This is a genomic window from Carnobacterium sp. 17-4 (assembly GCF_000195575.1).
GTDB lineage: Bacteria > Bacillota > Bacilli > Lactobacillales > Carnobacteriaceae > Carnobacterium_B.
The window spans coordinates 2136666-2162864 of sequence record NC_015391.1; the positions used below are offsets into that span (position 1 = coordinate 2136666).

The window sequence follows — 26199 nt, forward strand, 5'->3', positions numbered from 1 at the left end:
AATCGCAAAATTCATTTCATGTTTCTTTCATCTGGTACAATTTCTTGTTTTAATAACCATTTATGGAAAAACCATTCTCCTCCGCCAATTAAAATAGCAGGAATCAGCACCTTCATCCATAAGTCCGTTGTATAGTCTATTGAAGTAAGATAGATCCATAAAATGACTGCTGCTGCTCCAGAGTCTGCAATTGTAGCCACAACGTTCCCAATTTTCCTTAAGATAACTAAGTCTCCCAAAATATAAAGAAGAACGACAATGATAACCCCAACAATAGTTGAATCCATAAAACTAATATCATATATCCCCATCAATATTATCCATAAGATAGCCCAAATCATAAAAGCTTTTATTACTAAAGCTTTTACATGTTTCATTTTCCTTCACTCCTTATTTTTTTATTTCTAAGACGATTAGTAGATAAATACCTAGTGTGTTGCTTGGTTTAAGAAAGATAACTTCGTTTCTCACTAGTTAATACAGAGATTGAACAAAAGATTCTGTTTCTTCTGTTGTAGTCATTTTAAGATCACTATACAATTTCTGTACCTCATTTATCATTGCCCTACCAATACCTTCTCCTCTAAAGGTAGGTAAAACTGCCACATGCTTAATAATAAATTCTTTTTCTTGGACTTCAATACCGATTATTCCAATGTGTTTCTCTTCTTCTTTCCAAAAATACATTTCCATATCAGGGTTCTGCTCATAGCGTTGCATCATTTGTTGGAGTTGTTGTACTTCACGCTCTTTTAGCATCAGTGATAGCAAACCTAAAGCCATTTTATTTTGGCTGTTCCTGTACTTAACTAACACTAGATATCCTACTCTCCTTCAACGTAAATCACGCTTATTTTGGTTACTAGGAAAGATTACCACATACCTGTTCAGTGTCCCAACAAAGTGAACTACTAGTTAACCGTTATATAAATTCCTTCTAAATGAAAGCTGCATTTGTTGCTCTGCTCTCATTAACTGAACGTTTTACAATTAATGGATTTCGATTTTCAAACTTTCCAACACGTCTAAGGCTTCGTTATGCAATTTCTCAGTAGAACCTGCACATAAGTCTTTAAACACTGTTATAGTCGCAAGTGGAAAAGAATTATGCAGCATAATTGCATTTGATAAGACACACACATTCGTTTCTACACCAACAAACTCAATGACTCTATCTGGATCATCTTCATATTGGCTTCTTAATCCTGCTGCATCCTCAGGAGAAATAGAATGGAATTTTTTCTTAATGGCTTTATGTTTTTTCAAGGCTTCTTTTAACGGGCCAAATAATGCCAAACCCCATTGTTTTTCTTGATTGGATCGATCATCGTCCTCTAATTCATGTTGATTTAACGTGTAATAAACGGGTTCCCCTTTTTCGTCTTGTTCTTGTATTTTATTAATTATCTTTGGTACTAATTTTTCAGCATTTGTAACTGAAAGCATTCCTTTGTCTTCATCTACAAAATCATTTTGCATGTCGATCACAAAAAGCATTTGATTTCCTCCTTTTTATAGAACACCAAAAGAGTCACACAATTTGTGTAACTCCATTAGGTATTTTAAAGAATTGAACATCTAGTCATGGGTATAGTTATCTTGGTGGCAGAGTGGGATCATCTAGATTATCCTTCTCTGTATCCTCTTTTGCTGCTCCAGGGTTCACCCCAACACCTGGAATGATAGGAATTGATCCGAATCCTGAAGCCGTATTATTTCCAGTCGGTGCAATAGGAATAGCCTGTTTTTTTCTATTCTCATCCGCATGATCTGTATCATCATCAATAATCACTACATATTCCCCATTTTTAATGGCCTTTGTGTATTCTTCTGTTTGTTTTTTACTAAAGTGATACTTTTTAAGTGGGCTGTCCTCTTCATTTGAAAAAACTTGTTTTACTTTTTCCCATACAGAAGCTGATTCCTCTACAGTAGTGACCGATTCAACCTCTGCTATAGTTAGACTTTTAATCGCTTCGATCTTTTCTTTTTTTGCCACTACGGTAATATTATCTGACCTGTAGCCTTCTTTTAACAATTGTTCAACTTTTGCAGTTGTTTCTTCAATTGTAGGATAAGCTGCTTGAATTTTTTTCATTTACTTTCACACCTTTCATGTCTTTTTTATATTTCTTATATCATATCAAACAAAAGAAACGCTTCCAAAGATAACGCTTCTTTATTCTTTACCTTATCCCTTTTTATCCAGCTGTAATGATCAATGATTAATTAGTTGCAATTGTTACTCAAAAAAAGACTTTACATGATACAATAAAAGAGAAAAAATCAAATTGGTATAGAAATATTCCTCTATACTTTTTAAGGAAAAGAGTGTGTCATATGAAAAGAACAGTTAAACAACTTAGTTTTTTAACACTTGCTTCCCTGGCAGTGTTAAGTGCATGCGGAAATACAGAACAAGAAAATACAGAAAATGCTGGTGAAGAACAGCAAATCCTAAATTTAGCTGCTGATTCCGAAATGGATACGATGGATACCACGATATCTACTACCAATTTCACACCTATGAACAATGTTTTTGAAGGCTTGATCACCTATGATTTAGACGGAAATTTAGTACCTGGAAATGCAGCAACCATGCCTGAAGTATCTGGAGACGGGTTAACCTATACTTTCACTCTTCGTGAGGATGCTAATTGGTCAAATGGAACACCAGTTACAGCTGATGATTTTGTTTTTGCATGGAAAAGAATGGTAGATCCTGAAAATGGTTCTGGATATGCTTACTTATTTTCTGGAATCATTAACAATGCTGAAAGTATTTTGAACGGTGAAACATCTGTTGATGAACTAGGAGTAGAAGCCCTTGATGATAAGACATTAAAAGTGACATTGGAAAAACCTGTTCCTTATTTCCTTGATGTTTTGACGATTCCCTCTTATTTCCCACAAAATGAAGCATTTGTAATGGAACAAGGCGAGAACTATGGTCTGACTGCAGAAAATGCTATTTATAATGGTCCTTTTACACTTGCTGATTGGGATGCTGCTTCAGGTGATTCTTGGAAGTATCTAAAAAATGATGACTATTGGGATAAAGATACTGTTATATTAGATGAAATCAATACTCAAGTCGTTAAAGAAGTTGGTACAGGGCTTAATTTATATGAATCTGGCGAACTAGACTCTATCACTTTATCTGGTGATTTTGTCGCTCAGTATACAGAAAATCCTGATTTCAAAACGAATGGCAAAGCATGGATCAACTACATTGAAGTGAATCATGCCGTTCCTGAATTAGCGAATGAAAATATTCGTAAGGCGTTAACTTACGCCATCAATCGTCAAGGTTTTACCGATAATGTCCTCTTAAATGGTTCTCAGCCAACATTTGGCCATGTTCCAAATGGTTTAGCAAAAAATCCTGAGACAGGTGCTGATTTTCGCGAAGACGCTGGAGATGTCGTGGAATACAATGTAGAAACGGCTCAAGAAGCATGGCAAACTGGTTTAGAGGAATTAGGTACGGAGAGTATTTCATTGGAATTGACGACTTCTGATTCTGAAGACAGTAAAAAATTAGCTGAATTTCTTCAAAGCGAATTGCAAAATAATTTACCTGGTTTAACGATTGATATTCGTCAAATGCCAGATAACTCTAGACTAGACAATATTAAGTCTGGCAACTACGAAATAGCAACCTCTTACTGGTTAGCTGATTTTGCAGATCCTATTAATTTTGTTGAACGTTTTGATACAGATATTAATCGCGGAAATTATTCATTTGAAGACATTGATGCACTCATCGATCAAAGCAATCAACAATACGATGATGCCTTAGAAAGATGGAACACTCTGATCGAAATTGAAAAAGTTGCTTTAGGTGAACATTATGTTCATGTTCCGGTTTACCAAACAGCTGAAGCTTATCTTGAGAAGCCTTATGTAAAAGATATCTATCGTCCAGTATTTGGTAGTCGAAGTTTTAAATATGCATCTATTGATTCTATAAAATAAGTCTAATTAAATGAAATCCAGCAAAAGCAACCCTGTTTAGAAAGAACAGGGTTGTTTTTGCTTATCTAATTTTGCATAAAATCACTGTATAACGAGAATTTATACTTTTCTTAAGTATTTTCCTTTATACTAAAGCAATAACTTATTTAAGGAGCTTATTAATGAAATTAAAAATTGTAACCGATTCAACCGTTGAATTAACCGACGAAGAAACTGCTCGTTACGGTATCACGATCGTACCTTTATCTTCTACAATTGATGGAGTTGATTATCATGATGATATCGAAATAACAAATGAAGAATTTTTACAAAAGATGCAACAATCGCCTACATTGCCAAAATCTTCTCAGCCACCTGTTGGGAAATTTTTAGAGACCTACAATGAACTAACATCTGACGGAAGTGAAGTTTTATCTATTCATGTAACTGAAACCTTAAGTGGAACAGTTCAATCAGCGCATCAAGCCGCCAAGTTAGCTGATGGAGATGTAACCGTTATCGATTCTAAATTTTGCGCGCGCGGGATGGCTTTTCAAGTCCTTGCTGCAGCTGAATTTGCTGAAAAATCTTCATCAATAGAGGAAGTTCTTGATCATTTAGAAGATATAAAATCTAGAACCATCCTTTATATCAGCATTGCAAACCTTGAGAACATGATAAAAGGTGGCCGAATTGGTAAAACGATGGGCAAATTAACTTCTTTAATGAATATCAAAGCTACGTTAGAAATGACGGATGGAAAACTGCATTCAGATTCTAAAGGACGTGGAACGAAGTCAATTGTGAAGCGTTATAAGGAAATCTGTCATACCCTTCATGATGCACCAAAAAAAGTTATTGCTATCGGTTTTACTCATATTGGTATGAGCGACTATTCAACTACTATCTTAGAGCTATTAAAAACAACCTTTCCGCATGTTGAACCCATGGTTTCTTACGCTAGTCCTAGCGTGATGACGCATGCAGGTCTAGAAGCGATTTCGGTCCAATTTTTATTAGAAAAATAACTCATTAGTTTATAAATAGCTTTAATTCCAAACCAATTTCAAAAAGAGAGTGGAACAAAAAGCGTTTAGGCCCGAATCTCTGGAACGAATAAGCGCAGTATAGTCATCGACCATACTGCGCTTATTCGTGAAGTGGACATCGGGCCTGCTTTTTGGAGCACGTTTTAGAATAGATATCCGTATATAGAGAAGAGGCCGGGATTTTTGTCCCAGCCTCTTTTTTTGAAAAATTAAATCACTATTTTATTTTGACGTTTGCAAAAAATCATTTTACTCTTTGATAAACTTGTCATATTAGCCATGCAGTAACTAAAATTTTGTTCTGACACATCGTAAACCATTTTATTTACTAATCAAGCAACGATTAATTTTACATTCATCTTTTAGGTGTATACTTAATTTAGATAAAGTAACTTTCAAAGTTACTTATAAAGAAGGTGAATAATTTTGAGTGAATTTACGATTGCAGTACATGGGTTGGTCTATTTAGGTCATAATAATTCAAGTTTTACCAGTGAAACATTAGCTGAGAACATTTGTACGAATCCAGTTCGTGTTCGCAGAGTTCTGTCAAAATGCCGGATAAAAGGATTAGTTCAAACAAAAAAAGGTGTGCATGGCGGATACTTTTTAACCGATAATCTAGAAGCTATCACTTTGAAAGATGTTTATGAGGCGATACAAATCCCTATCATCCAAAATACTTGGCATTCAGGTGATGTCAATGAACAATGTATGATTTCGTCTGGTATGTCAGAAGCTATGGATGATCTTTATGTCGAGCTGAATAAAGATGCAGTAGCAAAACTAGCAACAATTACATTAAAAGATATGGAAGTAAAATTATATGCAATACAAAATGAGAGGAGCACTAAAATATGAATGAATACACTACAGACGTAGCCATTATTGGCTTTGGTAAAGCAGGGAAAACATTAGCGGGTGCTTTAGCTAAAAAAGGACAAGCCGTTACCGTGATTGAAAAATCAACTAAAATGTATGGTGGAACTTGTATTAATGTGGGATGTCTACCGACTAAATCGTTGACACACAGTGCAAAAATTATTGATCAATTATCAGAATTTGGCATTGAACGAAATGCTGAGATCAACAACCAGTTTTTCAAACAAGCCATGGACTATAAAACTGAATTAGTGACCAAATTAAACAAAAAAAATTACCATAAAATTGCTGATTTAGAGAACGTAACTGTCTTAGACGGTTTTGCTCACTTCAAAGATGACCACACTTTGTTAGTGGATACAGGTACAGAGACGTTAAAAGTTACGGCTGCTAATATCATTATTGGAACTGGATCTACGGCTGTTATTCCAGAGTTTGAAAACAATCAAAACAGTCAACACATCCACACAAGTGAAGAAATTTTAGAGTTAACGGATCTGCCACAAAAACTAGGCATTATCGGAGCTGGTCCAATTGGGTTAGAATTCGCTTCTTATTTTGCTGAATTTGGTTCTGAAGTAACCGTTTATCAATTCGATGACTCATTATTGCCGCGTGAAGATAAGGATGATGCAGCAGCTGTTTTGGAAAGATTAAAAGAATTAGGAGTAACTATTGAATTTAACGCTCAAGCTAAACGTGTTCAAGATACGGATGAAGGTGTACGTTTAACATTTGAACAAAACGGCGAAGAAAAATCTGCTGAATTAAATGAAATTTTAGTTGCCACTGGCCGTATTCCTAACACAAGTAAATTAAATATTGAAAAGGCTGGCGTGGCGCTCGGCGCTCGTGGAGAAATCAAGGTCAACAAGCACTTGCAATCTTCTGTTGAACACATTTGGGCAGTGGGTGACGTTAAGGGCGGACCACAGTTCACTTATATTTCTTTGGATGATTACCGTATTGTCTTGCCTCAATTGCTAGGAGAAGAATCCAATTATAATTTAGAAACGCGCCGTGTTTATCCTACAGCAACATTTGTGGATCCAACATTTGCACGGGTAGGCTTTAATGAAAAAGAAGCAACTGAAGCTGGTAAAAATTATAAAGTTGCTAAGATGCCCGTTGCTGCTGTTCCTAAAGCTCAAGTATTGCGTGAAACAAGTGGCTTTTTGAAAATATTAGTTGACCCAGAGACTGACCTTATATTAGGCGCAAGCTTCTTCAGCTATGAAGCTCACGAAATGATCAACTTAATTGCATTAGCGATCAATGAAAACATTTCATATAAGAGTTTACGAGACGGTATTTACACCCACCCTACAATGAGTGAATCTATGAATGATTTACTTGAAATGGTTTAACTTAAAACTAACTACAAAAAGCTGGACTATATGCAGTCCAGCTTTTTGTGGTTAGTTTTTTAATTGTTTTCGTTCGTTATAAAATTCCTTATATGCCATATAACTTGCACTAACGGATGCGATACTTGTAGTAGATAACAGCATGAAAGTTACCATAATTTGGTATTTGATTGCATGTGTTGGATCCACTCCAGCAAACATCAATCCTGACATCATTCCGGGTAGACTGACAATCCCAATCGTTTTTGCTGAATCAATTGTTGGCGACATGCCTGCACGAATACTGTCACGCACAATTGAACGAGATGCTTGCTTTAAATCTGCGCCTAAAGCTAATTTTTCTAAAACTTGTTGTCGTTGATCAGTAAATTTTGCATTTAAATTTCGGTAACAGATGCCAATAGCAATCATAGAATTACTGGCAATCATTCCTGAGATTGGAATCACTTGTGAAGGTATAAATAACACCGAACCTGACATCACTAAAACGAGTAAGGTTAAACTCGTTGCAGTAAAAATAGCAATAAATGAAATTTTAAATGCATGTGATAACCCTTTGCTCCTCTTCCCTGCATTAAAAGAAGCATTAAAAATAATGACTAAAACGAGTGCTAATGTTACTACAGTATTGTTTAACTTGAAAACGTAGCCTAATAAATAACCAACTGCAAATAATTGAATAACTGCTCGAAAAACGCTAAGGAGTATATCTTTCCCCAATCCCAATTTTTCTTTATAAACAATCATAAGCGCTATTCCAACTAACGCTGTGGCAAATAATAGCGACGTATTATTAATAGCTAGATTCATTTAGATTCCTCCATTTCACCATTAACAAGGTGAATAATGCGACTAGATAATTGAATTTCCACTGGATTATGTGTCACCCATAATACGGTCACTCCTTGATCTTGATTGAGTGTATGAATCAACTTGCGAACAATTTCTTGATTTTCTGAATCCAAAGCGCTTGTTACTTCATCTAATAAAATTACTTTAGGTAAAAACAATATATTGCGGATCAATGCGACTCTTTGTTTTTCTCCACCTGACAAGGTGTTCACTGCTTTAGCTAGATACTCGGCTCCTAAACCGACTTCGTTTAAAGCGGATAAAGCCTTTTGCCTATCAAAGGTTTGATTTCTAATTTCATAGGGAAAGGCTAAATTATCTTCTACTGTTTTGTCAAACAGTGTGGCCGTTTGAAAACAATAGGACACTTCCTTTCGATAACTAGTCGGCTCATAATCTTCAACTCGTTTATTCTGATAAAGAATCTCCCCAGAAGTTTGTGATAACATAGAAGCAATAATCTTTAAGAGCGTGCTTTTCCCACTTCCAGACGGACCAGTAACCGTCACAAATTCTCCTTCTTCAACAGAAAAATCAATACCCTTTAAAATAACTTTCCCCTCTGCTTCATAGCCTAATTGATTCATTTTTAAAAGCGGTGTATTCATTTATCTTCCTCCTGGATAATAGTTATGTATGAACGATTTACTAAAAGCATATGTCCATTAAATCTAGGATAACAAAAAACTGCCTAACCCAAAAGAAAAGGTTGGCAGCTTATCTAATTTAATCGTTATCTGTAGATAAAAATTCACCAGTTTCAGCATTTAAAAGTACGTCTACTTCATTGTTTCCTTCTTCAAACTCTCCTGTAAAGACAGGTGTTTTTGTATCATCATCAACTTCTAGGTTCCAAGAAACCATAGTAGCGTTAGGGGCTTCTTCTTCAGAATTAGCAATCAATTCATCTATAGCCATTACATCATCTACCATCAATTCTTGATCGTCAAAGTCTGAGTCTTTCTTTTCTGTATTGTTTTTTGTTTCTTCTCCAGTTTCAGCATTAACTTCCCACTCAATTTCTTGAGTGTCATCAAAACCATTGATTTCAAAAGTATACTCGCCAAAATCTTTATCGAAATCCACTGAAGAAATAGCTGCATCTGGGTAAGCTTCTTGGAAATCAGCAACTGCTTGTTCATAGGTTACTGAAAAGCTCTTCCCTTCAAAATTTGTTGATGACACAGAACTTGAATCTGACGTAGCAGAACTTTCCATCGAACTAGATGATTCTGATTCTGGTGTCGAAGTCGGTGTTTCTTCATTAGGTGTTTCCGTTCCACAAGCGGCTAATAGCGCAAGAGCACTTCCACTAATCAAACCTAATTTTACTTTAGCTAACATATAATCATCTCCTTACTGATATAATAACAATTTAATCGGAAAATTCCTATCAATCTGCTTCTTTGGAACTGAAAACAAAGCCACAGTTGTCGCTTCAAGTAAGCCTTGAGTCGTTAGATAATTATAGGTTATTAGTTTACTTTTTCCAATTCTGATTTCAAGAAGTATGCTAATGCTAACATCGCATACTTTCCAGCAACTTCTTCAGCATCAGCATTGTAATTCGTGTTTGTATTCACATCGTATGCATAAGCTACTCCATCTGCGTCAAAAATAAATTCAATAGCTGCAACATCAATCTTTTGTTCTTTAAGAAAGTGTTCATATTGTTTAAGTTGTTCACTTGGCAATGAATCAATAATTGTAAATTTATTAACTACTGGCACATCTCCAATTTGGCAGCTGTCTGCTGGGCATAATTCAAAACCATCGCTTGAATCAACTTTTACAGCATAAAAGAATTTCCCACCAATAAACTCTGAACGGACGATCGTTCCGTCGGCTGGCTTGATGTATTCTTGAATTAAGCTGATGCCATCAATTGAATCTTCAAATTCCGAACCAGATACATAAACTTTTAGTTCTTCAATCGATTGCAATAAACGAACGCCCAAACCTTTTCCTGCACGATTGTGCTTGATGATAAATGGAAATTTATTCAACTTTTCAGCTGCTTTAAGGATATGTTCTTTTCCAACTGCCCCATATGTCTCAGGTGTTTGAATCCCATATTTTTGCAAAGCTAAGTGTTGTTTTAATTTACTGACTTCTAATTCAATGGCTTTCGTCCCATTAAATACAACTGCATTGCGGTTTTCCAGCCAAGTCAACAAATTATCCGTTAATTCTGGCGCGTATCGATGGCCACGCGTATGAGAAGAAGCACTCATTCGATTATAGAAAATCCCTTCAGGTGGTTCTTCTTGGATATCAATCAATCCATCAGATAAATCCCACAGTTCATAAGGGGCATTGATTTCATCTAAGCGTGCGGTCAAATGTCTTGTCCAATCGTTATTTTCATGAATAATATATATTTTTTTCATTTTAATCTCTCCTCATTCATTTTATGTCTTCCTTGTTATTTCTTAGCTTCAAAGGCTTCTTTAGTGAAATCTCCGTTTTTCTCATACTCAAATGCAGTTTCTGATTGAGCAATTAGAACTGGTGCTAATGCATTTCCAACAACGTTAACCGCTGACCGGCCCATGTTGATAAAGAAATCTACTGAAACCATCAGTGCAACTCCTTCAGCAGGTAAGCCAAGTTGTGTTGCTGCTGCTAACAATACTACTACTGCTCCCGAAGGAACGGCTGCAATGCCTTTAGTTATAACAGTTAAAAATAAAACAAGTGCGACAATCTCACCAAATCCTAGCGTTACATCATACATGTTAACAATAAACATCGTCGCTAAGCTAATATAAACACATGCCCCATCTAAGTTAAATGAGTAACCAAGCGGTGTTACAAAAGAAGAAACCGCCGGCGATACGCCAAATTTTTTTAAGCGATCAATAAGAGATGGCAAAACAACGCTTGAACTACCTGTCGTAAAGACAAGAACAATCAGATCGCTAATTTCTTTAAGTAATGCGAAGTAAGGTACATGGAAAAACCAAGCAATCATTGGAAAAACGAGTAAGACTACGACCATGAACGCAAGATACGTAAACAAGACGAATTGCCCTAAAGAAAGTAAATTTCCAATACCATAAGCAGCTATATCGTATGCCAGAAATCCAAATACACCAATGGGAGCAAAAGAAATTGCATAATCTACCATTTTAAACATCGCCTGCGACCACGATTCAAAAAATACAATAACTGGTCTTCCTTTTTCACCTATGGATACTAAAGATAGTCCCAGAAAAATACCAAAAAAGATAATCGGCAATAAATTGCCATCTGCGAAAGCTTGAAATAGATTGCTTGGTACGATGCTTAAGAAAAAGCTTTGAAAGTCAATCCCGCTCGCTATCCCATCAAGTGACTCAGTTGAAATGCTCCCAGTTTGGAAGTTACTGCCAATTCCAGTCCATTTCCCCGCTAAAATACTCAGTATAATTAGCCCAGTTGTTACAGAAAAGAAATAAACAAAAGACTTACCTGCCACTTTTCCAAAACTTTTAGAATCACTAATATTAACGATAGCCAAAATAATAACTGGAAAAATAAGTGGTACTATAATCATTTGAATCAAGTTCATAAATATCGTCCCGAGTATTTCTAACTGAAGCCCGGCATTTTTACTGAAGTACCCTACAATTATACCTGCCGCAGCCCCAATAATGACTTGCAACATTAAGCTTGGCTTTTTCATCGTTCTACTATTTTCTGACATGTTCTATTTTCCTCCAATCGCTTAATAAAGAGTACAAAAAAAGTGCATGAGCGATATACACTCATGCACACAGTTGGATCACCTTATCAATTAGCGAAAAAACGCCCTAAGTATGCCAAAAACAGCTTAGTTGTGTTTTGTCCTTATTGATAGAGCTAACCCTAGTTAGTTAAATAGGAAAGAAGCTCTAGTAAAAGATGATTGCTGATAACATGAGTGGTTCATACAACATGGACAACACAACACGTTCATACAGATCATCTTTTTCATATTCGCTTCCTCCTTCTTAGTTTATTTTTTTTAGTTTTCTTTAATGGTGAGCGCTCACACGGTTAAAGTAGACTCATTGTAACAATCTCCAATTTTATTGTCAACTGTTCATTTTAGTTGCGTAAAATGAACAATACGCTATTAATTAGTCTATTTTTTCTACTACTACTTTTTTTTGTAAGTTCTCAGCGTCCTTGACACTAAAGGATGAACTATCATTATATTGCACTTTACTGGCTGAACAAGCTGTAGCAAATGTTAAAGATTCAACAAAAGACTTTTGTTGCGTTAAAGAAGCTAAAAATGATCCGACAAAACAATCGCCAGCACCTGTATCATTTTTAACGACTACAGAAGGAGGTTTGATTTGATACAATTCATCTGCATGCCCACATAGACTACCTGATCCGCCTTGTGACACGATGACATAGTCAATTGTTTTTGTTAGTTCTTTTACCGTTTCTACCAGCGTCTGACCTTGTTTGGATAGTTCTTGTATTTCAAATCGGTTTGGCTTAATAAAATTCACGCCAGACTTCACGACTGTTTTTAAAGCTTCCCCTGAAAGATCACAAGCAATAAAACAGCCAATTTTATTTAATAGCATCATTAATTTTTCTAAGTCTTTAATTTCAAAACCTGGAGGCATAGAACCCGCTATTAAAACGATATCTCCCGCTTCCACTTTTTCTTCAATTTTATCAAATAATAAAGATTTAGCGTAACTAGAAACATCGTATCCCTTTTCAGTAATCAGAATACTACCGCTGATTCCTTTTTCTAAGATGACGTAACTTTCTCTTGTTGGTTTGCCATAGATTTCCACAAAGTCGTGGTTAATATTTTTTTGTTCCAAAATTTTATCTAATTGTCCTTTATTGGTCGTGCCACAAAAACCTAATGCTTGATTTTCCACGCCCAATTTACTCATAGCAAAAGAACCATGATGCCCTTTGCCTCCTATATCATATGCAATGCTCTCTAGGCGATTGTTCTTCTCCTTAGTCATCTCTCCATCCAGATACAACAGACGGTCAATGGTTGGGTTTAAAGTGATTGTATAAATCATTGGATATCCTCCTCTTTTTGAAGCAGATAGATTCATTTATGACTTATTATACCATTTAACTAAAATGATCCAAAAAAAAACCACTGTTTAAAGTGGCTTTACTCAACTATTTTTTAAGCTAAGGTAATTCGGATAAACGCAAAACACACGAATAGCGATATTACTGCTAAAATACAACTGATTACTGTTAATAGTAACGGCAAATTAGGTACCGGAGAAAGCAAATAATAAAACTGGGGTATACATCGCACCGCCAAACCACTGTATTTTTTGCATCATTTTCTTTTCATCTCCTTATCCTTTTTAGAATCGCTTCCATAAACAAATAATACCATCGGCATTTTTTTAGTTCAATCCTCTGACCTTCAAAAAAATCGGCATTCCTTAATAGGTACTTTTTTCATTTCCTGGGAAATTTCCCATTAAAAAACTGAAATAAAAAAGAACTTTAAACAAAGATTCTTAGTCTTTGATTTAAAGCTCTTTCTGATTTAATAGTCTTGTCTCCATATTTTTTTATTCTGTCGAAAGCTCATCTTCTGTCACCCATTTATGATTTTCAAGCGTATCTCCGCCCGTTGTAGGTTCGTAATCAATCATATAGATAGTTGTTGTTTTTGAAGCTTCAATAGTTGCTGGCGCGTCATCCATACCTTCCATGTGATCAGCTTCTAATGTCACTTCAACACCATTTGCAATAACTTCGTCTCCAGCTTCTTCAATTTCTTCTTGAGTGACCCATTTGTGATTTTCAACTCTTTCTGCACCAGTCGTTGGTTGATAGGAAACTTCATAAACCGTAGTGTCAAATGCTCCCACAATTGTGGCTTCTGCCCCTTTCATGCCTTCCATATGGTCAGCTTGAATAATAGCGGTACTCCCTACTTCATAGGTTGGATCTTCAGCTTCTTTAAGACCATCTGGTATCTCACCAGAATCATCATGCATCATACCTTCCATATCCATGTGTGATTCAGAATTCATCATACTTGAGTCTTCTATATTCATACTGGTTGAACTGCTGGATTCTGAATAAGAGGTGTCGGTTCCTTCATCTCCTGTCCCACATGCTGCTAAGGTTAAAGATGTTGCTAAAGTTGCTACCGCTAAATATATTTTTTTACTTTTCATCATTACCATCCTTTCAAGTATCAAGCTATCTTGATAGTACTAACCAATAAACCTGCCCCTGTTAGTTACAGTGTAACAATTATTTCAATTTTTTTTCAAAAACACTATTATTCAGCTGATTAGTCTATTTAATTGATTTTCAACATCTGAGCATTTATTGCAACAATAATGGTACTTAGAGACATAACTACCGCTCCAATAGCTGGCGTAATCAATATGTTTTGATTGATTAAAATACCTGCTGCCAACGGAATGGCTATCACATTATATCCCGCTGCCCATACAAAGTTTTCAATTGTTTTTTTGTAACTAGCCTTAGATAATTTAATAATAGTCAACACATCTACTGGGTTGCTATTCACTAAAATAATATCGGCTGTTTCAATAGCGACATCTGTCCCTGCTCCAATTGCAATTCCAACATCCGATTCTGCTAACGCTGGAGCGTCGTTAATACCATCTCCAATCATAGCAACTTTTTTACCATCTTTTTTCAATTTGGACACATACTTAGACTTTTCATGAGGAAGAACTTCAGCAATTACTTGCGAGAGTCCTAGTTTATCACCTACATAATTAGCTACTCGTTTGTTGTCTCCTGTCATCATAATAGTTTCAATGCCTAGATCATTCAACTCTTTGATAACTTTATAAGAGGATTCTCTTATGATATCGGCTAAAGCAATTATTCCTTGCAGTTTATTGTTTCGTAAAATAAATACAACCGTTTTCCCTTGTTGAGCCAATGCTTCATAGTTTTTTTCATCAAATGATATATGATTGTTTTTCATCGTTCCCGGACTAACAACTGAAACTTCTGCATCTTTAACAGTAGCCGTTAATCCTTTACCTGTGAGGTTACGATAGTCTTTAACATCATAAATTTCTAGTTTGCGTTCTTTTCCTTCTTTAACGATTCCCTTAGCAATCGGGTGATCTGATTGTGTTTCAACTGAATACGCTAAAGTTAGCAACTCAGTTTCGCTCACTGCATCTACAGGTTGAATATCTGTTACACCAAAATTACCTTCTGTTAACGTACCTGTTTTATCAAAAACGATTTTATCAATTTTATGTGCTCCTTCGAAAGCAATACGGTTACGAATCAATAACCCTTTACTAGCTGCAATCGAAGACGATCTTGAAGTGACTAATGGGCCTGCCAGCCCTAATGCATGTGGACAAGCAATAATCAACACGGTTACCATCCGTTCTAAAGCAAAATCAAAGTCGCCAGTGACTGACCAGTAGATAAGCGTTAGTAAACCAATAACAACAGCTACATAGAAGAGCCATTTGGCAGCAATATCAGCAAATCCTTGAGCTTTGGATTTTGTTTTTTCAGCGTCTTGGACTAATTGCACAACTTGAGAAAGATACGTATCCTTCCCAATCTTATTGACTTCAATTTTCAATACCCCTTCACCATTAACTGATGCACCAATAACATTCATGCCAGGAACTTTTTCTACTGGCACAGATTCTCCAGTCAACATAGATTCGTCTATATCAGATGTCCCTTCATAAATACTACCATCTAGAGGGATTTTTTCACCTGACTTAACAAGAATTTTATCACCAGGTTTTAAATCTTCTACCGTAACTTCAATAATATTACCCGACTTATCAATTTTGTGTGCTTCTTTTGGCATTAATTTGATCAATGCTTCTAAGGCTTTTGAAGCCCCCATGACTGATCTCATTTCGATCCAATGCCCAAGAAGCATAATGACAATTAACGTAGCCAATTCAAAGAAAAAATCACTGCCAGAGATAAAAAATGTAGTTAAAGTACTATAAACATACGAAGTAATAATAGCTAGTGAGATCAGCATCATCATGGCTGGGGTGCGTGATTTCAATTCGCTCCATGCTCCAACTAAGAAAGGCTTTCCTCCGTAGAAAAAAAGAATTGTTGAGAGAATAAACAAAAGGAGGTCATCTCCTAAAAAGCTAATCTCATATCCAAAAAGCATTTGGAACATTGGAGACAAGATAGAAATGGGAACTGCTAAAATCAACGAAACCCAAAATCTTTTTTTGAAATCTTTTATCATCATTGCGTGATGCCCTGCATGTCCACCAGCGTGGTTCATACTGGTATGATCCATTTCGCTGTGGTCCATTTTGCTGTGGTCCATTCCCTCATGATCCACTTCGCTATGATTCGGATGATTAGCTTGATCTTGATCTTTTCTCATAACTGTATCTCCTTTTTTAATTTCATTTTACGTTTACATTTGTAATCGTTGTTGTTTCTCAACTTTATACCTATTGACTAAAATTGTCAAGAATAGCACTCGTATAATAAAAATTTCAAAACTCTACTACACTTTTACACAAAAAACATATAAAAACGACTCTATATTAACATTCATATTTTATACTAAACCCGTTAGATAAAGATTATTTTAAAAAAATATAAAGTTGGTATAAAAGCAATTCCAGTTGAAATATTGTTTTCGCCTTTTTTATGTCTAATTAAAAAAAGTTATCTTTTTAATAACACGAATTATACAATCTTTATTGTGTTAAATGTTGTAAAAATAAAAAAATTACAGGAGGATTTAATTACATGCATAAGAAATTCGGTAAGTACATAGGGACAGCATTATTAGCGGGGTTATTAGTCGGATGTGGCAACGAAGCTGCCAGCAGCGAAACAGCAGCTACGAACACAAATGGAGCAATCGAACTTGATACTCTTTCAATCGGTTTTGTTCCTTCGAGAGATCCTGAAGAAATCGTTACGGCAACAGAGCCTTTAAAAGATTTACTAATTGATGAAATGTCAACTTTAGGTTATGACATCGATGAGGTTGATATCACAGTTGGAACCAACTATGAAGCTGTAGGTGAATCTCTTTCCGCGGGTACATTAGATGTTGGCTTTATCCCTGGTGGAACTTATGTATTATACGATGACGGTGCTGAAGTAATTTTAACTTCTACAAGAGCCGGATTAAGTAATGATTCGGATGATCCAGCTGACTGGAATAAAAATACACCAACTGAAGCAATCGACGAACAAGTGACTTCTTATCGTTCACTGATTATTGCAGGTCCTTCTGAAAAAGGCCAAGAGTTAGCTGCTAAAATTAATAGTGGTGAAGAATTAACATTTGAAGACATGAATAGTGCTTCATGGAGCGTAATGTCTTCATCTTCTTCTGCAGGCTACATCTATCCAACGTTATGGTTAGATGAGAATTTCGGAAAATCTATTACGGACTTAGAAAAAGTAGTTCAAGCTGATTCATATGGAAGCTCATTTGCTCGTCTTGCTTCTGAACAAGTTGACCTTTTGGTTACATTTGCTGATGGCAGAAGAGATTACGAAGATACTTGGACTTCAGAATACGGTAGAACAGAAAACATTTGGGATGAAACGGCTGTTGTTGGTGTTACTCCAGGAATTTACAACGATACAATCAGCGTCAGCAAAAACTCTGACAAAATGGATGACGAATTAAAAACAGCTTTACAAGAAGCATTTATTAACATTGCTGAAACTGATGCAGGAAAAGAAGTTATTTCTGTCTATAGTCACGAAGGGTACAAAGTAACTGAAGATGCAGAATACGATGATGAAAGAGCTGCTCAAAAAATCGTTCAAGATTTAGGCATACAATAAATCGTTTCAACTGGCTTTACTAACTAAAAATAAACCAAATGAAACTGTGAAAAAAGTAAGTTAATCTACTTTTTCATAGTTTTATTTTTGGAAAGGACTAATGATTACGTGATAGAATTTATTGATGTAAACAAAACATATCCAAATGGCGTGACCGCATTGAGCAACGTAAACTTAAAAATTGAACAAGGAGAATTTGTAGCGATTATCGGGCTATCTGGTGCTGGAAAATCTACGCTTATTCGTTGTGTCAACCGCATGCATGATATTAATAGCGGCAAATTAATGGTTAATGGTATCGATGTTAGTGCCTTAAAAGGCAAAGAGATTCGACAATACCGCAGAAGAGTGGGCATGATTTTTCAATCCTTTAATTTAGTTACACGAACAACGGTTTTAAATAACGTCTTAATGTCTTCTGTTCCTGAACTGCCTTTTTGGAGAAAAGTATTGGGTATTTTCCCTAAAGAAACTAAGCTTACTGCTTTAACCGCTTTAGATAAAGTTGGAATTTTAGATAAAGCTTTCATGCGTGTAGACCAACTTTCTGGCGGACAACAACAACGTGTTGCTTTAGCACGAACACTTGCTCAATCACCAGAAATCATTTTAGCAGATGAACCTGTTGCTTCATTAGACCCCGTAACCGCTAAACAAGTGATGGATGATTTCAAAAAAATCAATAAAGATACCCACATGTCGATCCTTTTAAATATTCATCATGTAGAGTTGGCTTTAGATTATGCGGATCGCGTAATCGGCATTCGTAAAGGACAAGTTGTCTATGATGGTAAAGCAAGCGACGTTACTCAGCCTATTTTAGATCTTATTTACGGACATGTTCAAGTTCAAGATGAACTAAGTGTAAACCCAACTTTACAACCACAATCTTAGGAGTGCATGAAAATGATGATTTATGACAAGTTATTTCCACCTAAAAAAATTATGTTGGCCAACAATAAAATAGTTGAAGAAAAAAGAACCAAAACACCTTTTATTCTCGTTTTAATCGCAATCGGTTTTGTCATCTCTGTAAATGTAACGGGGTTCAGCTTCGCTACTCTTCTAAATCGTTGGCAAGAATTTTTTGTCATTTTAAATGATATGATTCCACCAAATATCGATTACTTGCCGAACATTTGGAAACCTTTGTTAGATACTATTAAAATGTCTTTAGTCGGTTCCTTTCTTGGCTCGTTAGTCGCTATTGTTTTCGCACTATTGGCTTCTTCAAATATTATCAAAAGTAAGATCACAGCCGGTCTTTTCAAATTTATTCTCAGCGTTCTGAGAACTTTACCTACTTTAGTTACCGCATTGATTGCTACTTTTGTTTTTGGGTTAGGTACGATGGCTGGAACGATTGCAATTTTTTTGTTCACTTTATCCTATATTGGAAAACTTCTATACGAACAAATCGAAAATATCGATATGGGTTCATTTGAAGCATTAGAATCTATGGGGTTAACCAAACTACAATCTTTTCGATACGCAATCATTCCAGAAATTTTACCGACTTATCTATCCACGTCTTTATTTTGTTTTGAAGGAAATGTCCGCTACGCTTCTATATTAGGGTATGTCGGTGCCGGAGGTCTTGGGCTGCTTTTAAACGAAAGACTAGGTTGGCGTGATTATTCCAGCGTTGGCATGATTTTAGTTGTTTTGGCTGTAACGGTCTTTATTATTGAACGCATCAGTGAACATTTTAGAAAGAAATTACAATGAGGAGTGTAACCCATGTCGGAAATGATCGAAACTCAATTTGAACAAGAACCTAAAAAAGGCTTATACTTAATGAGTATAATCGCCATTTTGTTAATTGCTTTCACTTGGTCTGTTTCTTCTATTGAAGTACTAAGCCTGAACGATAGTGGATTGACAATCGCATCAAATATTTTCAAAGGTCTTTTAAATCCAGATTTAAACTTATTATTCGGATTTACCACTAGTGGTGTCCTTTATCTTTTATTCGAAACAATCTGTATTGCCTTTTTAGGAACCATTTTTGGAGCTATTTTAGCCATACCGATTGCTTTCTTAATGGCTCCTAGCGTCGTGCCTGCTCCACTAGCTTATCTGGTTCGCTTAGTCGTTATCGCCATCCGAACTGTTCCTGCTTTAGTATATGGCTTGATGTTTATCCGCGTTACTGGTCCAGGTCCATTTGCCGGAGTATTGACGATGTCTATCACTTCGATTGGGATGGTTTCAAAATTATATGTAGATATTATTGAAGACTTAGATACCAGTATTTTGGAATCATTGACTTCAATGGGATGTACAACTTTTGAAAAGATTCGCTTTGGGATCATTCCCCAGCTTTTTTCAAACTTTTTATCGGTTACGATCTACCGCTTTGATATGAACTTACGAGACGCTACGATACTAGGACTGGTTGGTGCTGGTGGTGTAGGTGCTCCATTGATATTCGCAATGAATTCTTACCGCTGGAATGAAGTAGGATCTATACTGATTGGATTGATCGTCTTGATTTTACTAGTGGAGTTCTTCTCCAACAAGATGAGAGCAAACCTCGTCAAAGGTTAACCAATGAATTTTAAAGGAGTCTTTTTATGAAATTAACTATTCTATCCACAAGCGATATCCATGGGTATATTTACCCAACCGATTACAAACAAAGAGATCAAGATTTGCCATTCGGATTATTGAAAATCAACTCGATCATCAAAGAAATAAGAGCCAAAGAAACGGATCTTGTATTGGTGATAGATAATGGGGATTTCTTACAAGGCTCCCCTTTAACTTACTACACGGCCAAACAAACAAAACATCCTGCACGTTATACATCGATTCTTAATGACATCGGATTTGATGCAGGAGTATTAGGCAATCATGAATTTAATTATGGAAAAGAATACTTGGCTGATGCTATAGCGACACTTGATCACCCTATTTTATGTGCCAATATTTTAAACGATAAAGGTCAGCCGGCATTTGGTAAACCTTATGAATTATTCACGTTTAACGACTTAACTGTAGCTGTACTTGGACTGACAACTCAATACATTCCAAATTGGGAACAACCTGCGTCTATTACTGGATTATCATTTCAGTCAGCCGTTACATGTGCCCAAGAATACATCCCAAAATTACAAGAATTGGCAGATATTGTCATTGTTAGTTATCATGGTGGTTTTGAAAAAGACTTAACCACTGGTGAACCTACCGAAGCTTTAACCGGTGAAAACGAAGGATTCGAACTTTTAAAAAGAATTCCAGGAATCGATGTTCTGCTAACCGGACATCAACACCGTGAAATAGCCGCTGTAAATTCTTCAGTCGCTATCGTGCAACCTGGAGACAAAGGACACAACATTGGAAAAGTTTCTTTAACCATTGAAAAGGAAGATGGAAAATCCGCCATTCTTTCTAAGAAAGCTGAACTTATTTCTGCTAAAAATACTATAACCAGTTCCAATATGGCAGAAAAATACAATGGTTTTCAAAATGAAATCGAAGATTGGTTAGATCAAAAAATAGGAGACATAGAGGGTGACATGTGGATCAAGGATCCTTTTCAAGTTCGTTTAACCGGTCATCCTTATATTGATTTTATTCATAAAGTTCAAATGGAGGCAACCGGAACCACCATTTCTGGTACAGCTCTTTTCACAAATGATAGCAAAGGTTTTGGACCAACTGTAACCATGCGTGATATCGTTACGAACTACATTTATCCGAATACGCTGGCAGTCGTAGAAGTAACAGGAAATGACTTAAAACGAGCTTTAGAAAAATCAGCCAGCTACTTTAGTCCATCAGCAAACGGCCAGCTTGAAGTCAGTCCGGCTTTTCTCTACCCTAAAGCTCAACAATACAACTACGATATGTATGCTGGAATCGATTATACCATTGACGTTTCACTTCCAATTGGCAGTCGCATACGCCACCTTAGTTACAATGGCAAACTGATCCAAGAAGACGATCGATTAGAAATTGTTATCAATCAATATCGTGCAGTTGGCGGTGGAAATTATGATATGTTTAGCGCTGATAAAATCATTAGAGAAGTAACCGTTGATATGACCGAACTTATTGCAGAATATTTCAACAAATACTCCCCTATTCAACCTAGCACATTTGCTAACTTTCAAGTTATCCAATCAAAAACAACATTGCTTACTCATTAAAAAAGAGGCTGGAATAGCTCCCGGCCTCTTTTTTTATATTCTGCATTTTTCTAACTGCGTATTAAATATAAAAAGGATTTTTTTAGGTTTATTGATTAAACAAGCGCTGAATAAGGCTCTATTTGACTAATAAAGTAAGTTTATTGATTACATGAGTATCCTAACAAGTTTTCATTGGACTAATAAAGTAGATTTATTAATTAAATAAGCACCAAAAAGTTTTCGTTTGACTAATCATACATCCTTGTCATTTAAGCCAAGCTACTTTTCTAGGAATTTAATTATTCTCAACTAGTTTCCCTTTAGGTAAATAGGGTTTTTCCTTAATAAACAATGTCATAATGAATGCTACTAATGACAATAGTCCTACTAATTTAAAGACCATTTGAAAACCTGCTAAATCAGCTAGTTGACCTGTGACCTGTTCTGCTAGTTTATTTTGAGAAACAAGCATCATCACAACAACAAATAACGCTGTTCCCATTGATCCGGCTAATTGGCGTTGAGTATTAAACATTGCTGCAGCATGTGAAGCTAATTCTAATGGTACAGCATTGAACGCTGCTGTCTGAATTGGCATTAATGTTAATGCAAAACCTAATGTACGAACCATTTGTAGTAAAACAATAACATAAATAGGTGTATTGATATCTATTAATCCAATAATAAATGTTCCAACTGTTACCAACATCAATCCACTCACAGCTAATTTTTTAGACCCATATTTATCAAACATTCTACCAGTAATTGGACTCATCACAGCCATAACAAGTGAACCCGGTAAGAGTATCATTCCTGATTCCATCGGTGTCATTCCGCGTATTGTTTGGAAGTAAATTGGCAATAAAATTATAGCTCCATACATTCCTGCCGTTAATACGAATGAAATAATGATGTTTAAACGGTATCCTTTGTATTTAAAAATACCAAAGTTTAATAATGGTTCTTTTGAATGATTACATCTATTAACTAGTAAAATTAAAGCCATAATCCCTACAACTAGAGGTAAGGCTACATTAATACTCATAAACTCGTGTGAAGAAGCGTTACTAAGACCAAATAATAATCCGCCAAAACCTAATGTTGAATAGATGACACTGATTAAATCTAATTTAGGGCGACCTACTTCACCAACATTTTTCAAGACGAAGAAGGCAACTACAACATCTAAAATGGCAAAGGGTAAGATAAAGTAGAATAGCATGTTCCAGTGGTAATTTTGTACTACCCAACCTGAAAATGTTGGTCCAATAGCTGGAGCGAAGTTCATTGCTAAACCAATCAACCCCATTGCTGAACCTCTTTTTTCAATTGGGAAAAGGTACAATACAACAATCATTTGTAGCGGCAAAATAATTCCTGCTCCTATTGCTTGAATCATTCTTCCAACAATCAATACACTATAAATGCTAGAAGTAGCAGCAACAAGTGTTCCGATTGAGAAAACGATCATCGAAAAGAGATACAATTGACGTGTTGTAAATCGATTTACCAGATATGCTGTAATAGGTACCATAATCCCATTGATCAACATATAAGCAGTTGTTAACCACTGACCTTGTGTAGCTGTAATCGAAAATTCTTTCATAATACTTGGTAAAGCCGTACTCATAAGAGTTTGATTTAATATAGTCACGAACGACCCCATCAAAATAACTCCTAAAATAGATATCACATGTCCAAACGACATATTTTGATTTTCTTCTTGAATCATTACTATTTCCCCTTTATTCAATTTTTATAAGCTATACCTTTCTTTACTAGCTAAATAACTAAAGGAAAGGTGCTCTAAAATGGCTTATTTTTTCAATTTAAATCCTGTAGTGCTATACTAAATAGTGAAAGGTTCAATGCCCATATAACGTGGGTTGAGCTTTCCTATTTACCGTTCTTAAAATTAATCTAAGGAGCTGAAATTATGCAAAAAGAACAATTTGAACGAATGAAAAACGGACAAGGATTTATTGCAGCATTGGACCAAAGTGGTGGAAGTACTCCAAAAGCTTTAGAACTTTATGGCATTGCACCTGACGCATATTCAAATGAAACTGAAATGTTTGATTTAGTCCATGACATGCGAACTCGTCTAATGACTTCTCCAGCTTTTAATTCCGATTCAATCTTAGGTGCTATTTTATTTGAGCAAACAATGGATCGCAAAGTAGAAGACCTTTATACAGCCGATTATTTATGGGAGAAGAAAGGCGTAGTTCCTTTCTTAAAAGTCGATAAAGGTTTAGCAGAAGAAACTGACGGTGTTCAGTTAATGAAACCTAACCCTAACTTAGATGAATTGTTGCAGAGAGCCAATGCACGCCATATTTTCGGAACAAAAATGCGTTCATTAATTAAAGAAGCCAATCCTGAAGCTATAAAAAAAGTTGTTGACCAACAATTCGAAGTCGGCAAACAAATCATTGCAGCAGGTCTTATTCCCATCATTGAACCAGAAGTGGATATTAACAGCAAAGACAAAGAGAAGTCTGAAGCTCTTTTAAAGAATGAGATTCTGTCTCAACTTGATAACTTAAGCGAATCAGATAATGTCATGTTAAAACTCTCTATTCCTACAATTGATAATTTTTACGAAGAATTGATTGAACATCCTAGAGTTGTGCGAGTAGTAGCTCTTTCAGGTGGTTATACACGTGAAAAAGCTGATGAAGCTTTAGCACACAACCATGGATTGATCGCTAGTTTTTCAAGAGCTTTATCTGAGGGGTTAAGTGCTAGTCAGTCAGACGAAGAATATAATACCTTATTAAAGGAATCCATCAAACAAATTTACAACGCCTCTATCACTTGATCATAAGTGGTGCGAAGCAACAGAATAAACACAACGCGTAACAGAGGAAAGCCCTCTGACTTACGCGTTGTGTTTTTACTTTGTACACTATACTCTTGTTTACACAAAAAATCAAAAAAATTCTTGCCTTACTGGTTATTTACTTTAAGATCAAAAGCTTTTAACGCCTCTGGAGTGGCTCCTTCAATCGGAATTTCTTTTGCAAATTTATTTTTACTTTTTAGATTTAATTTTTAGCTTAAAGAATTTATAGTGGACTATTATTTTTATTCCAACCTTCCAACTGCATGTCAAATTCCTCAATTGGCTCAGGCCCGCGCATGGTATCTTTTTTTATAGTCAATACGCCTTTTTTACTTACTTTCGTTTGCCAACGTACTAATCGAACTTTACCTTCAGCTATTTCAATTCCTGTAATGATCGTTGGATAAACACAACAACCAGTATTGAAATAAGGGAGATCTTTATTTTTTGGGTATTTAAATCGATGTGTATGCCCACAAATGAGCATTATTTTATTCTTTCTTATCCATTTCCCAAAATTTTTCTCGATTTTATGTCTTTTGGTTACATTCTTTACTGGACTCGAAGGGTTTTTAATTCCAAATCCATGGAGAAAGCGCCAGAAGAATTTTAAAGACAACATTGTAAAAAATGCAAATTGATCATTCGGTGCATCCCCTTGATGTCCGTGTACTGTCAAAATTTCTTGCCCTGTTTTTTTGTATTTCAGCACCAGTGCTTCAATAGGCTGTAACCCTTTTAAAAAATCAAAAAATTCTTCCGTGTATTCATCGTAATTAGTGTAGTAATTTTGTTCAACAAATTTCTGATTTTTCAAAGCAATATCATGGTTGCCATATAATTTTATCAATCGATCGTTATCAAAAAACTTTTTAATCATATCGAATACTTCTCTATGAGCATTTTTTGTATAAGTAAAATCAGAATATTCTAGTAATTCGTCTCCATCTCCTGCTTCTATATAAGTATACCCTTGGTTATAATAATACTTTAAAGCGTGTAGAAAGATGTTACGGTTTCGCGTAAATTCGTCTGATATGTTCCCATTACCTCGGTGGACATCACTAAAGAAAATATATTTTGAATTCTCATCAAATTCTTCCACTTTAGCATTTTTGTAAGCTTCGGTTAACCGTCTTCCTGTAAACATATATTCCACCCCATAAACAGTTGACGTTCTTATATAAGGCAACTGAATTACTATTCTTATTAACAGTATACCCTTTATTTAACCAAGTTAAAAAATAATTGCTTTCAAAATTCGAAAAAATATTCAACTCAATTATTCTAGAGCTTTTCTATAATCAAAGCTGTCT

General features: G+C 35.6%; 24 protein-coding genes. 10 read left to right on the forward strand and 14 right to left on the reverse strand.

The features are described from left to right. Positions 1-11: 11 nt before the first annotated feature. The 4 genes from CAR_RS10170 to CAR_RS10185 all read right to left on the reverse strand — a co-directional run bounded on the left by CAR_RS10170 (position 12) and on the right by CAR_RS10185 (position 2098). Complete coding sequence (locus CAR_RS10170) at positions 12-377, reverse strand: DUF2512 family protein (RefSeq protein WP_013711647.1); 366 nt, start codon at positions 375-377, stop codon at positions 12-14. A gap of 97 nt (positions 378-474) precedes the next feature. After that, complete coding sequence (locus CAR_RS10175; RefSeq protein ID WP_041556590.1) at positions 475-816, reverse strand: GNAT family N-acetyltransferase; 342 nt, start codon at positions 814-816, stop codon at positions 475-477. Positions 817-990: 174 nt separating this feature from the next. Then, on the reverse strand, positions 991-1497 hold the full coding sequence (locus CAR_RS10180; protein ID WP_013711649.1) for a cysteine hydrolase family protein: 507 nt from the start codon (positions 1495-1497) through the stop codon (positions 991-993). Positions 1498-1594: 97 nt separating this feature from the next. Next, positions 1595-2098 (reverse strand): general stress protein, encoded by a 504-nt coding sequence (locus tag CAR_RS10185; RefSeq protein ID WP_013711650.1) that lies wholly within the window; start codon positions 2096-2098, stop codon positions 1595-1597. 242 nt (positions 2099-2340) lie between these two features. Here CAR_RS10185 and CAR_RS10190 point away from each other — a divergent pair, with 242 nt between their 5' ends. From CAR_RS10190 to CAR_RS10205, 4 genes are all read left to right on the forward strand, one after another. Then, entirely contained in the window at positions 2341-3978 is a 1638-nt protein-coding gene (locus tag CAR_RS10190; RefSeq protein ID WP_013711651.1) for a peptide ABC transporter substrate-binding protein, read from the forward strand. 161 nt (positions 3979-4139) lie between these two features. Beyond that, positions 4140-4985, forward strand: a complete 846-nt coding sequence (locus CAR_RS10195) for a DegV family protein (RefSeq protein ID WP_013711652.1) — start codon at positions 4140-4142, stop codon at positions 4983-4985. Between the two features lie 447 nt (positions 4986-5432). Next, positions 5433-5867, forward strand: a complete 435-nt coding sequence (locus CAR_RS10200; RefSeq protein ID WP_013711653.1) for an RrF2 family transcriptional regulator — start codon at positions 5433-5435, stop codon at positions 5865-5867. Further along, positions 5864-7255, forward strand: coding sequence for a dihydrolipoyl dehydrogenase family protein (locus CAR_RS10205; RefSeq protein WP_013711654.1), 1392 nt, complete (start codon positions 5864-5866; stop codon positions 7253-7255). The genes CAR_RS10200 and CAR_RS10205 overlap by 4 nt, the downstream gene beginning before the upstream one ends. Before the next feature lie 51 nt (positions 7256-7306). Here the strand turns inward: CAR_RS10205 and CAR_RS10210 are convergent, their stop codons facing one another. The 8 genes from CAR_RS10210 to CAR_RS10245 form a co-directional block, all read right to left on the reverse strand. After that, positions 7307-8065 (reverse strand): ABC transporter permease, encoded by a 759-nt coding sequence (locus CAR_RS10210; RefSeq protein WP_013711655.1) that lies wholly within the window; start codon positions 8063-8065, stop codon positions 7307-7309. Next, positions 8062-8715, reverse strand: coding sequence for an ABC transporter ATP-binding protein (locus CAR_RS10215; protein ID WP_013711656.1), 654 nt, complete (start codon positions 8713-8715; stop codon positions 8062-8064). The genes CAR_RS10210 and CAR_RS10215 overlap by 4 nt, the downstream gene beginning before the upstream one ends. Positions 8716-8833: 118 nt before the next feature. Then, positions 8834-9451, reverse strand: coding sequence for a PepSY domain-containing protein (locus CAR_RS10220; protein WP_013711657.1), 618 nt, complete (start codon positions 9449-9451; stop codon positions 8834-8836). A gap of 131 nt (positions 9452-9582) precedes the next feature. After that, positions 9583-10503: an ATP-grasp domain-containing protein gene (locus CAR_RS10225; RefSeq protein WP_202945014.1), complete on the reverse strand. Its 921-nt coding sequence runs from the start codon at positions 10501-10503 to the stop codon at positions 9583-9585. Between the two features lie 29 nt (positions 10504-10532). Next, on the reverse strand, positions 10533-11795 hold the full coding sequence (locus CAR_RS10230) for a dicarboxylate/amino acid:cation symporter (RefSeq protein ID WP_013711659.1): 1263 nt from the start codon (positions 11793-11795) through the stop codon (positions 10533-10535). A gap of 415 nt (positions 11796-12210) precedes the next feature. Next, positions 12211-13134 carry a 1-phosphofructokinase family hexose kinase gene (locus CAR_RS10235; protein WP_041556592.1) on the reverse strand — a complete coding sequence of 308 codons (924 nt, stop codon included), beginning with the start codon at positions 13132-13134 and terminating at the stop codon, positions 12211-12213. A gap of 516 nt (positions 13135-13650) precedes the next feature. Next, on the reverse strand, positions 13651-14265 hold the full coding sequence (locus tag CAR_RS10240; protein ID WP_041556594.1) for a YdhK family protein: 615 nt from the start codon (positions 14263-14265) through the stop codon (positions 13651-13653). Between the two features lie 128 nt (positions 14266-14393). Next, a complete protein-coding gene (locus tag CAR_RS10245) occupies positions 14394-16466 on the reverse strand; it encodes a copper-translocating P-type ATPase (RefSeq protein WP_013711662.1) in 2073 nt (690 codons plus the stop codon). A 374-nt stretch (positions 16467-16840) separates the two neighbouring features. On the opposite strand from CAR_RS10245, the gene CAR_RS10250 reads away from it, so the two are divergent. From CAR_RS10250 to CAR_RS10270, 5 genes are all read left to right on the forward strand, one after another. Next, complete coding sequence (locus tag CAR_RS10250) at positions 16841-17899, forward strand: phosphate/phosphite/phosphonate ABC transporter substrate-binding protein (RefSeq protein ID WP_013711663.1); 1059 nt, start codon at positions 16841-16843, stop codon at positions 17897-17899. A 108-nt stretch (positions 17900-18007) separates the two neighbouring features. After that, positions 18008-18793 carry a phosphonate ABC transporter ATP-binding protein gene (gene phnC / locus CAR_RS10255; protein WP_013711664.1) on the forward strand — a complete coding sequence of 262 codons (786 nt, stop codon included), beginning with the start codon at positions 18008-18010 and terminating at the stop codon, positions 18791-18793. A gap of 12 nt (positions 18794-18805) precedes the next feature. After that, positions 18806-19627, forward strand: coding sequence for a phosphonate ABC transporter, permease protein PhnE (gene phnE, locus CAR_RS10260; protein WP_041556596.1), 822 nt, complete (start codon positions 18806-18808; stop codon positions 19625-19627). A gap of 12 nt (positions 19628-19639) precedes the next feature. After that, the gene (gene phnE / locus CAR_RS10265; protein WP_013711666.1) at positions 19640-20449 is read left to right on the forward strand and encodes a phosphonate ABC transporter, permease protein PhnE; all 810 of its coding nucleotides are present in this window, start codon (positions 19640-19642) and stop codon (positions 20447-20449) included. A 26-nt stretch (positions 20450-20475) separates the two neighbouring features. After that, complete coding sequence (locus tag CAR_RS10270) at positions 20476-22053, forward strand: bifunctional metallophosphatase/5'-nucleotidase (protein WP_013711667.1); 1578 nt, start codon at positions 20476-20478, stop codon at positions 22051-22053. Positions 22054-22330: 277 nt separating this feature from the next. Here CAR_RS10270 and CAR_RS10275 read toward each other — a convergent pair whose 3' ends face one another. Further along, a complete protein-coding gene (locus CAR_RS10275) occupies positions 22331-23767 on the reverse strand; it encodes an MDR family MFS transporter (protein ID WP_013711668.1) in 1437 nt (478 codons plus the stop codon). 204 nt (positions 23768-23971) lie between these two features. Here CAR_RS10275 and CAR_RS10280 point away from each other — a divergent pair, with 204 nt between their 5' ends. After that, positions 23972-24859 (forward strand): fructose bisphosphate aldolase, encoded by an 888-nt coding sequence (locus tag CAR_RS10280; protein WP_013711669.1) that lies wholly within the window; start codon positions 23972-23974, stop codon positions 24857-24859. A 247-nt stretch (positions 24860-25106) separates the two neighbouring features. Here CAR_RS10280 and CAR_RS10285 read toward each other — a convergent pair whose 3' ends face one another. Further along, positions 25107-26033, reverse strand: a complete 927-nt coding sequence (locus CAR_RS10285; protein WP_013711670.1) for a metallophosphoesterase — start codon at positions 26031-26033, stop codon at positions 25107-25109. Positions 26034-26199 lie beyond the last annotated feature (166 nt).

Excerpts from the sequence above, each read along its gene's own strand:
- CAR_RS10210 (WP_013711655.1), bottom strand. The coding sequence starts at position 8,065 with ATGAATCTAGCTATTAATAATACGTCGCTATTATTTGCCACAGCGTTA.
- CAR_RS10275 (WP_013711668.1), bottom strand. The coding sequence starts at position 23,767 with ATGATTCAAGAAGAAAATCAAAATATGTCGTTTGGACATGTGATATCT.
- CAR_RS10190 (WP_013711651.1), top strand. The coding sequence starts at position 2,341 with ATGAAAAGAACAGTTAAACAACTTAGTTTTTTAACACTTGCTTCCCTG.
- CAR_RS10235 (WP_041556592.1), bottom strand. The coding sequence starts at position 13,134 with ATGATTTATACAATCACTTTAAACCCAACCATTGACCGTCTGTTGTAT.
- CAR_RS10270 (WP_013711667.1), top strand. The coding sequence starts at position 20,476 with ATGAAATTAACTATTCTATCCACAAGCGATATCCATGGGTATATTTAC.
- CAR_RS10195 (WP_013711652.1), top strand. The coding sequence starts at position 4,140 with ATGAAATTAAAAATTGTAACCGATTCAACCGTTGAATTAACCGACGAA.
- CAR_RS10245 (WP_013711662.1), bottom strand. The coding sequence starts at position 16,466 with ATGAGAAAAGATCAAGATCAAGCTAATCATCCGAATCATAGCGAAGTG.
- CAR_RS10285 (WP_013711670.1), bottom strand. The coding sequence starts at position 26,033 with ATGTTTACAGGAAGACGGTTAACCGAAGCTTACAAAAATGCTAAAGTG.
- CAR_RS10220 (WP_013711657.1), bottom strand. The coding sequence starts at position 9,451 with ATGTTAGCTAAAGTAAAATTAGGTTTGATTAGTGGAAGTGCTCTTGCG.
- CAR_RS10185 (WP_013711650.1), bottom strand. The coding sequence starts at position 2,098 with ATGAAAAAAATTCAAGCAGCTTATCCTACAATTGAAGAAACAACTGCA.
- CAR_RS10240 (WP_041556594.1), bottom strand. The coding sequence starts at position 14,265 with ATGAAAAGTAAAAAAATATATTTAGCGGTAGCAACTTTAGCAACATCT.
- CAR_RS10250 (WP_013711663.1), top strand. The coding sequence starts at position 16,841 with ATGCATAAGAAATTCGGTAAGTACATAGGGACAGCATTATTAGCGGGG.
- CAR_RS10280 (WP_013711669.1), top strand. The coding sequence starts at position 23,972 with ATGCAAAAAGAACAATTTGAACGAATGAAAAACGGACAAGGATTTATT.
- CAR_RS10170 (WP_013711647.1), bottom strand. The coding sequence starts at position 377 with ATGAAACATGTAAAAGCTTTAGTAATAAAAGCTTTTATGATTTGGGCT.
- phnE (WP_041556596.1), top strand. The coding sequence starts at position 18,806 with ATGATGATTTATGACAAGTTATTTCCACCTAAAAAAATTATGTTGGCC.
- CAR_RS10215 (WP_013711656.1), bottom strand. The coding sequence starts at position 8,715 with ATGAATACACCGCTTTTAAAAATGAATCAATTAGGCTATGAAGCAGAG.
- CAR_RS10180 (WP_013711649.1), bottom strand. The coding sequence starts at position 1,497 with ATGCTTTTTGTGATCGACATGCAAAATGATTTTGTAGATGAAGACAAA.
- CAR_RS10230 (WP_013711659.1), bottom strand. The coding sequence starts at position 11,795 with ATGTCAGAAAATAGTAGAACGATGAAAAAGCCAAGCTTAATGTTGCAA.
- CAR_RS10205 (WP_013711654.1), top strand. The coding sequence starts at position 5,864 with ATGAATGAATACACTACAGACGTAGCCATTATTGGCTTTGGTAAAGCA.
- phnE (WP_013711666.1), top strand. The coding sequence starts at position 19,640 with ATGTCGGAAATGATCGAAACTCAATTTGAACAAGAACCTAAAAAAGGC.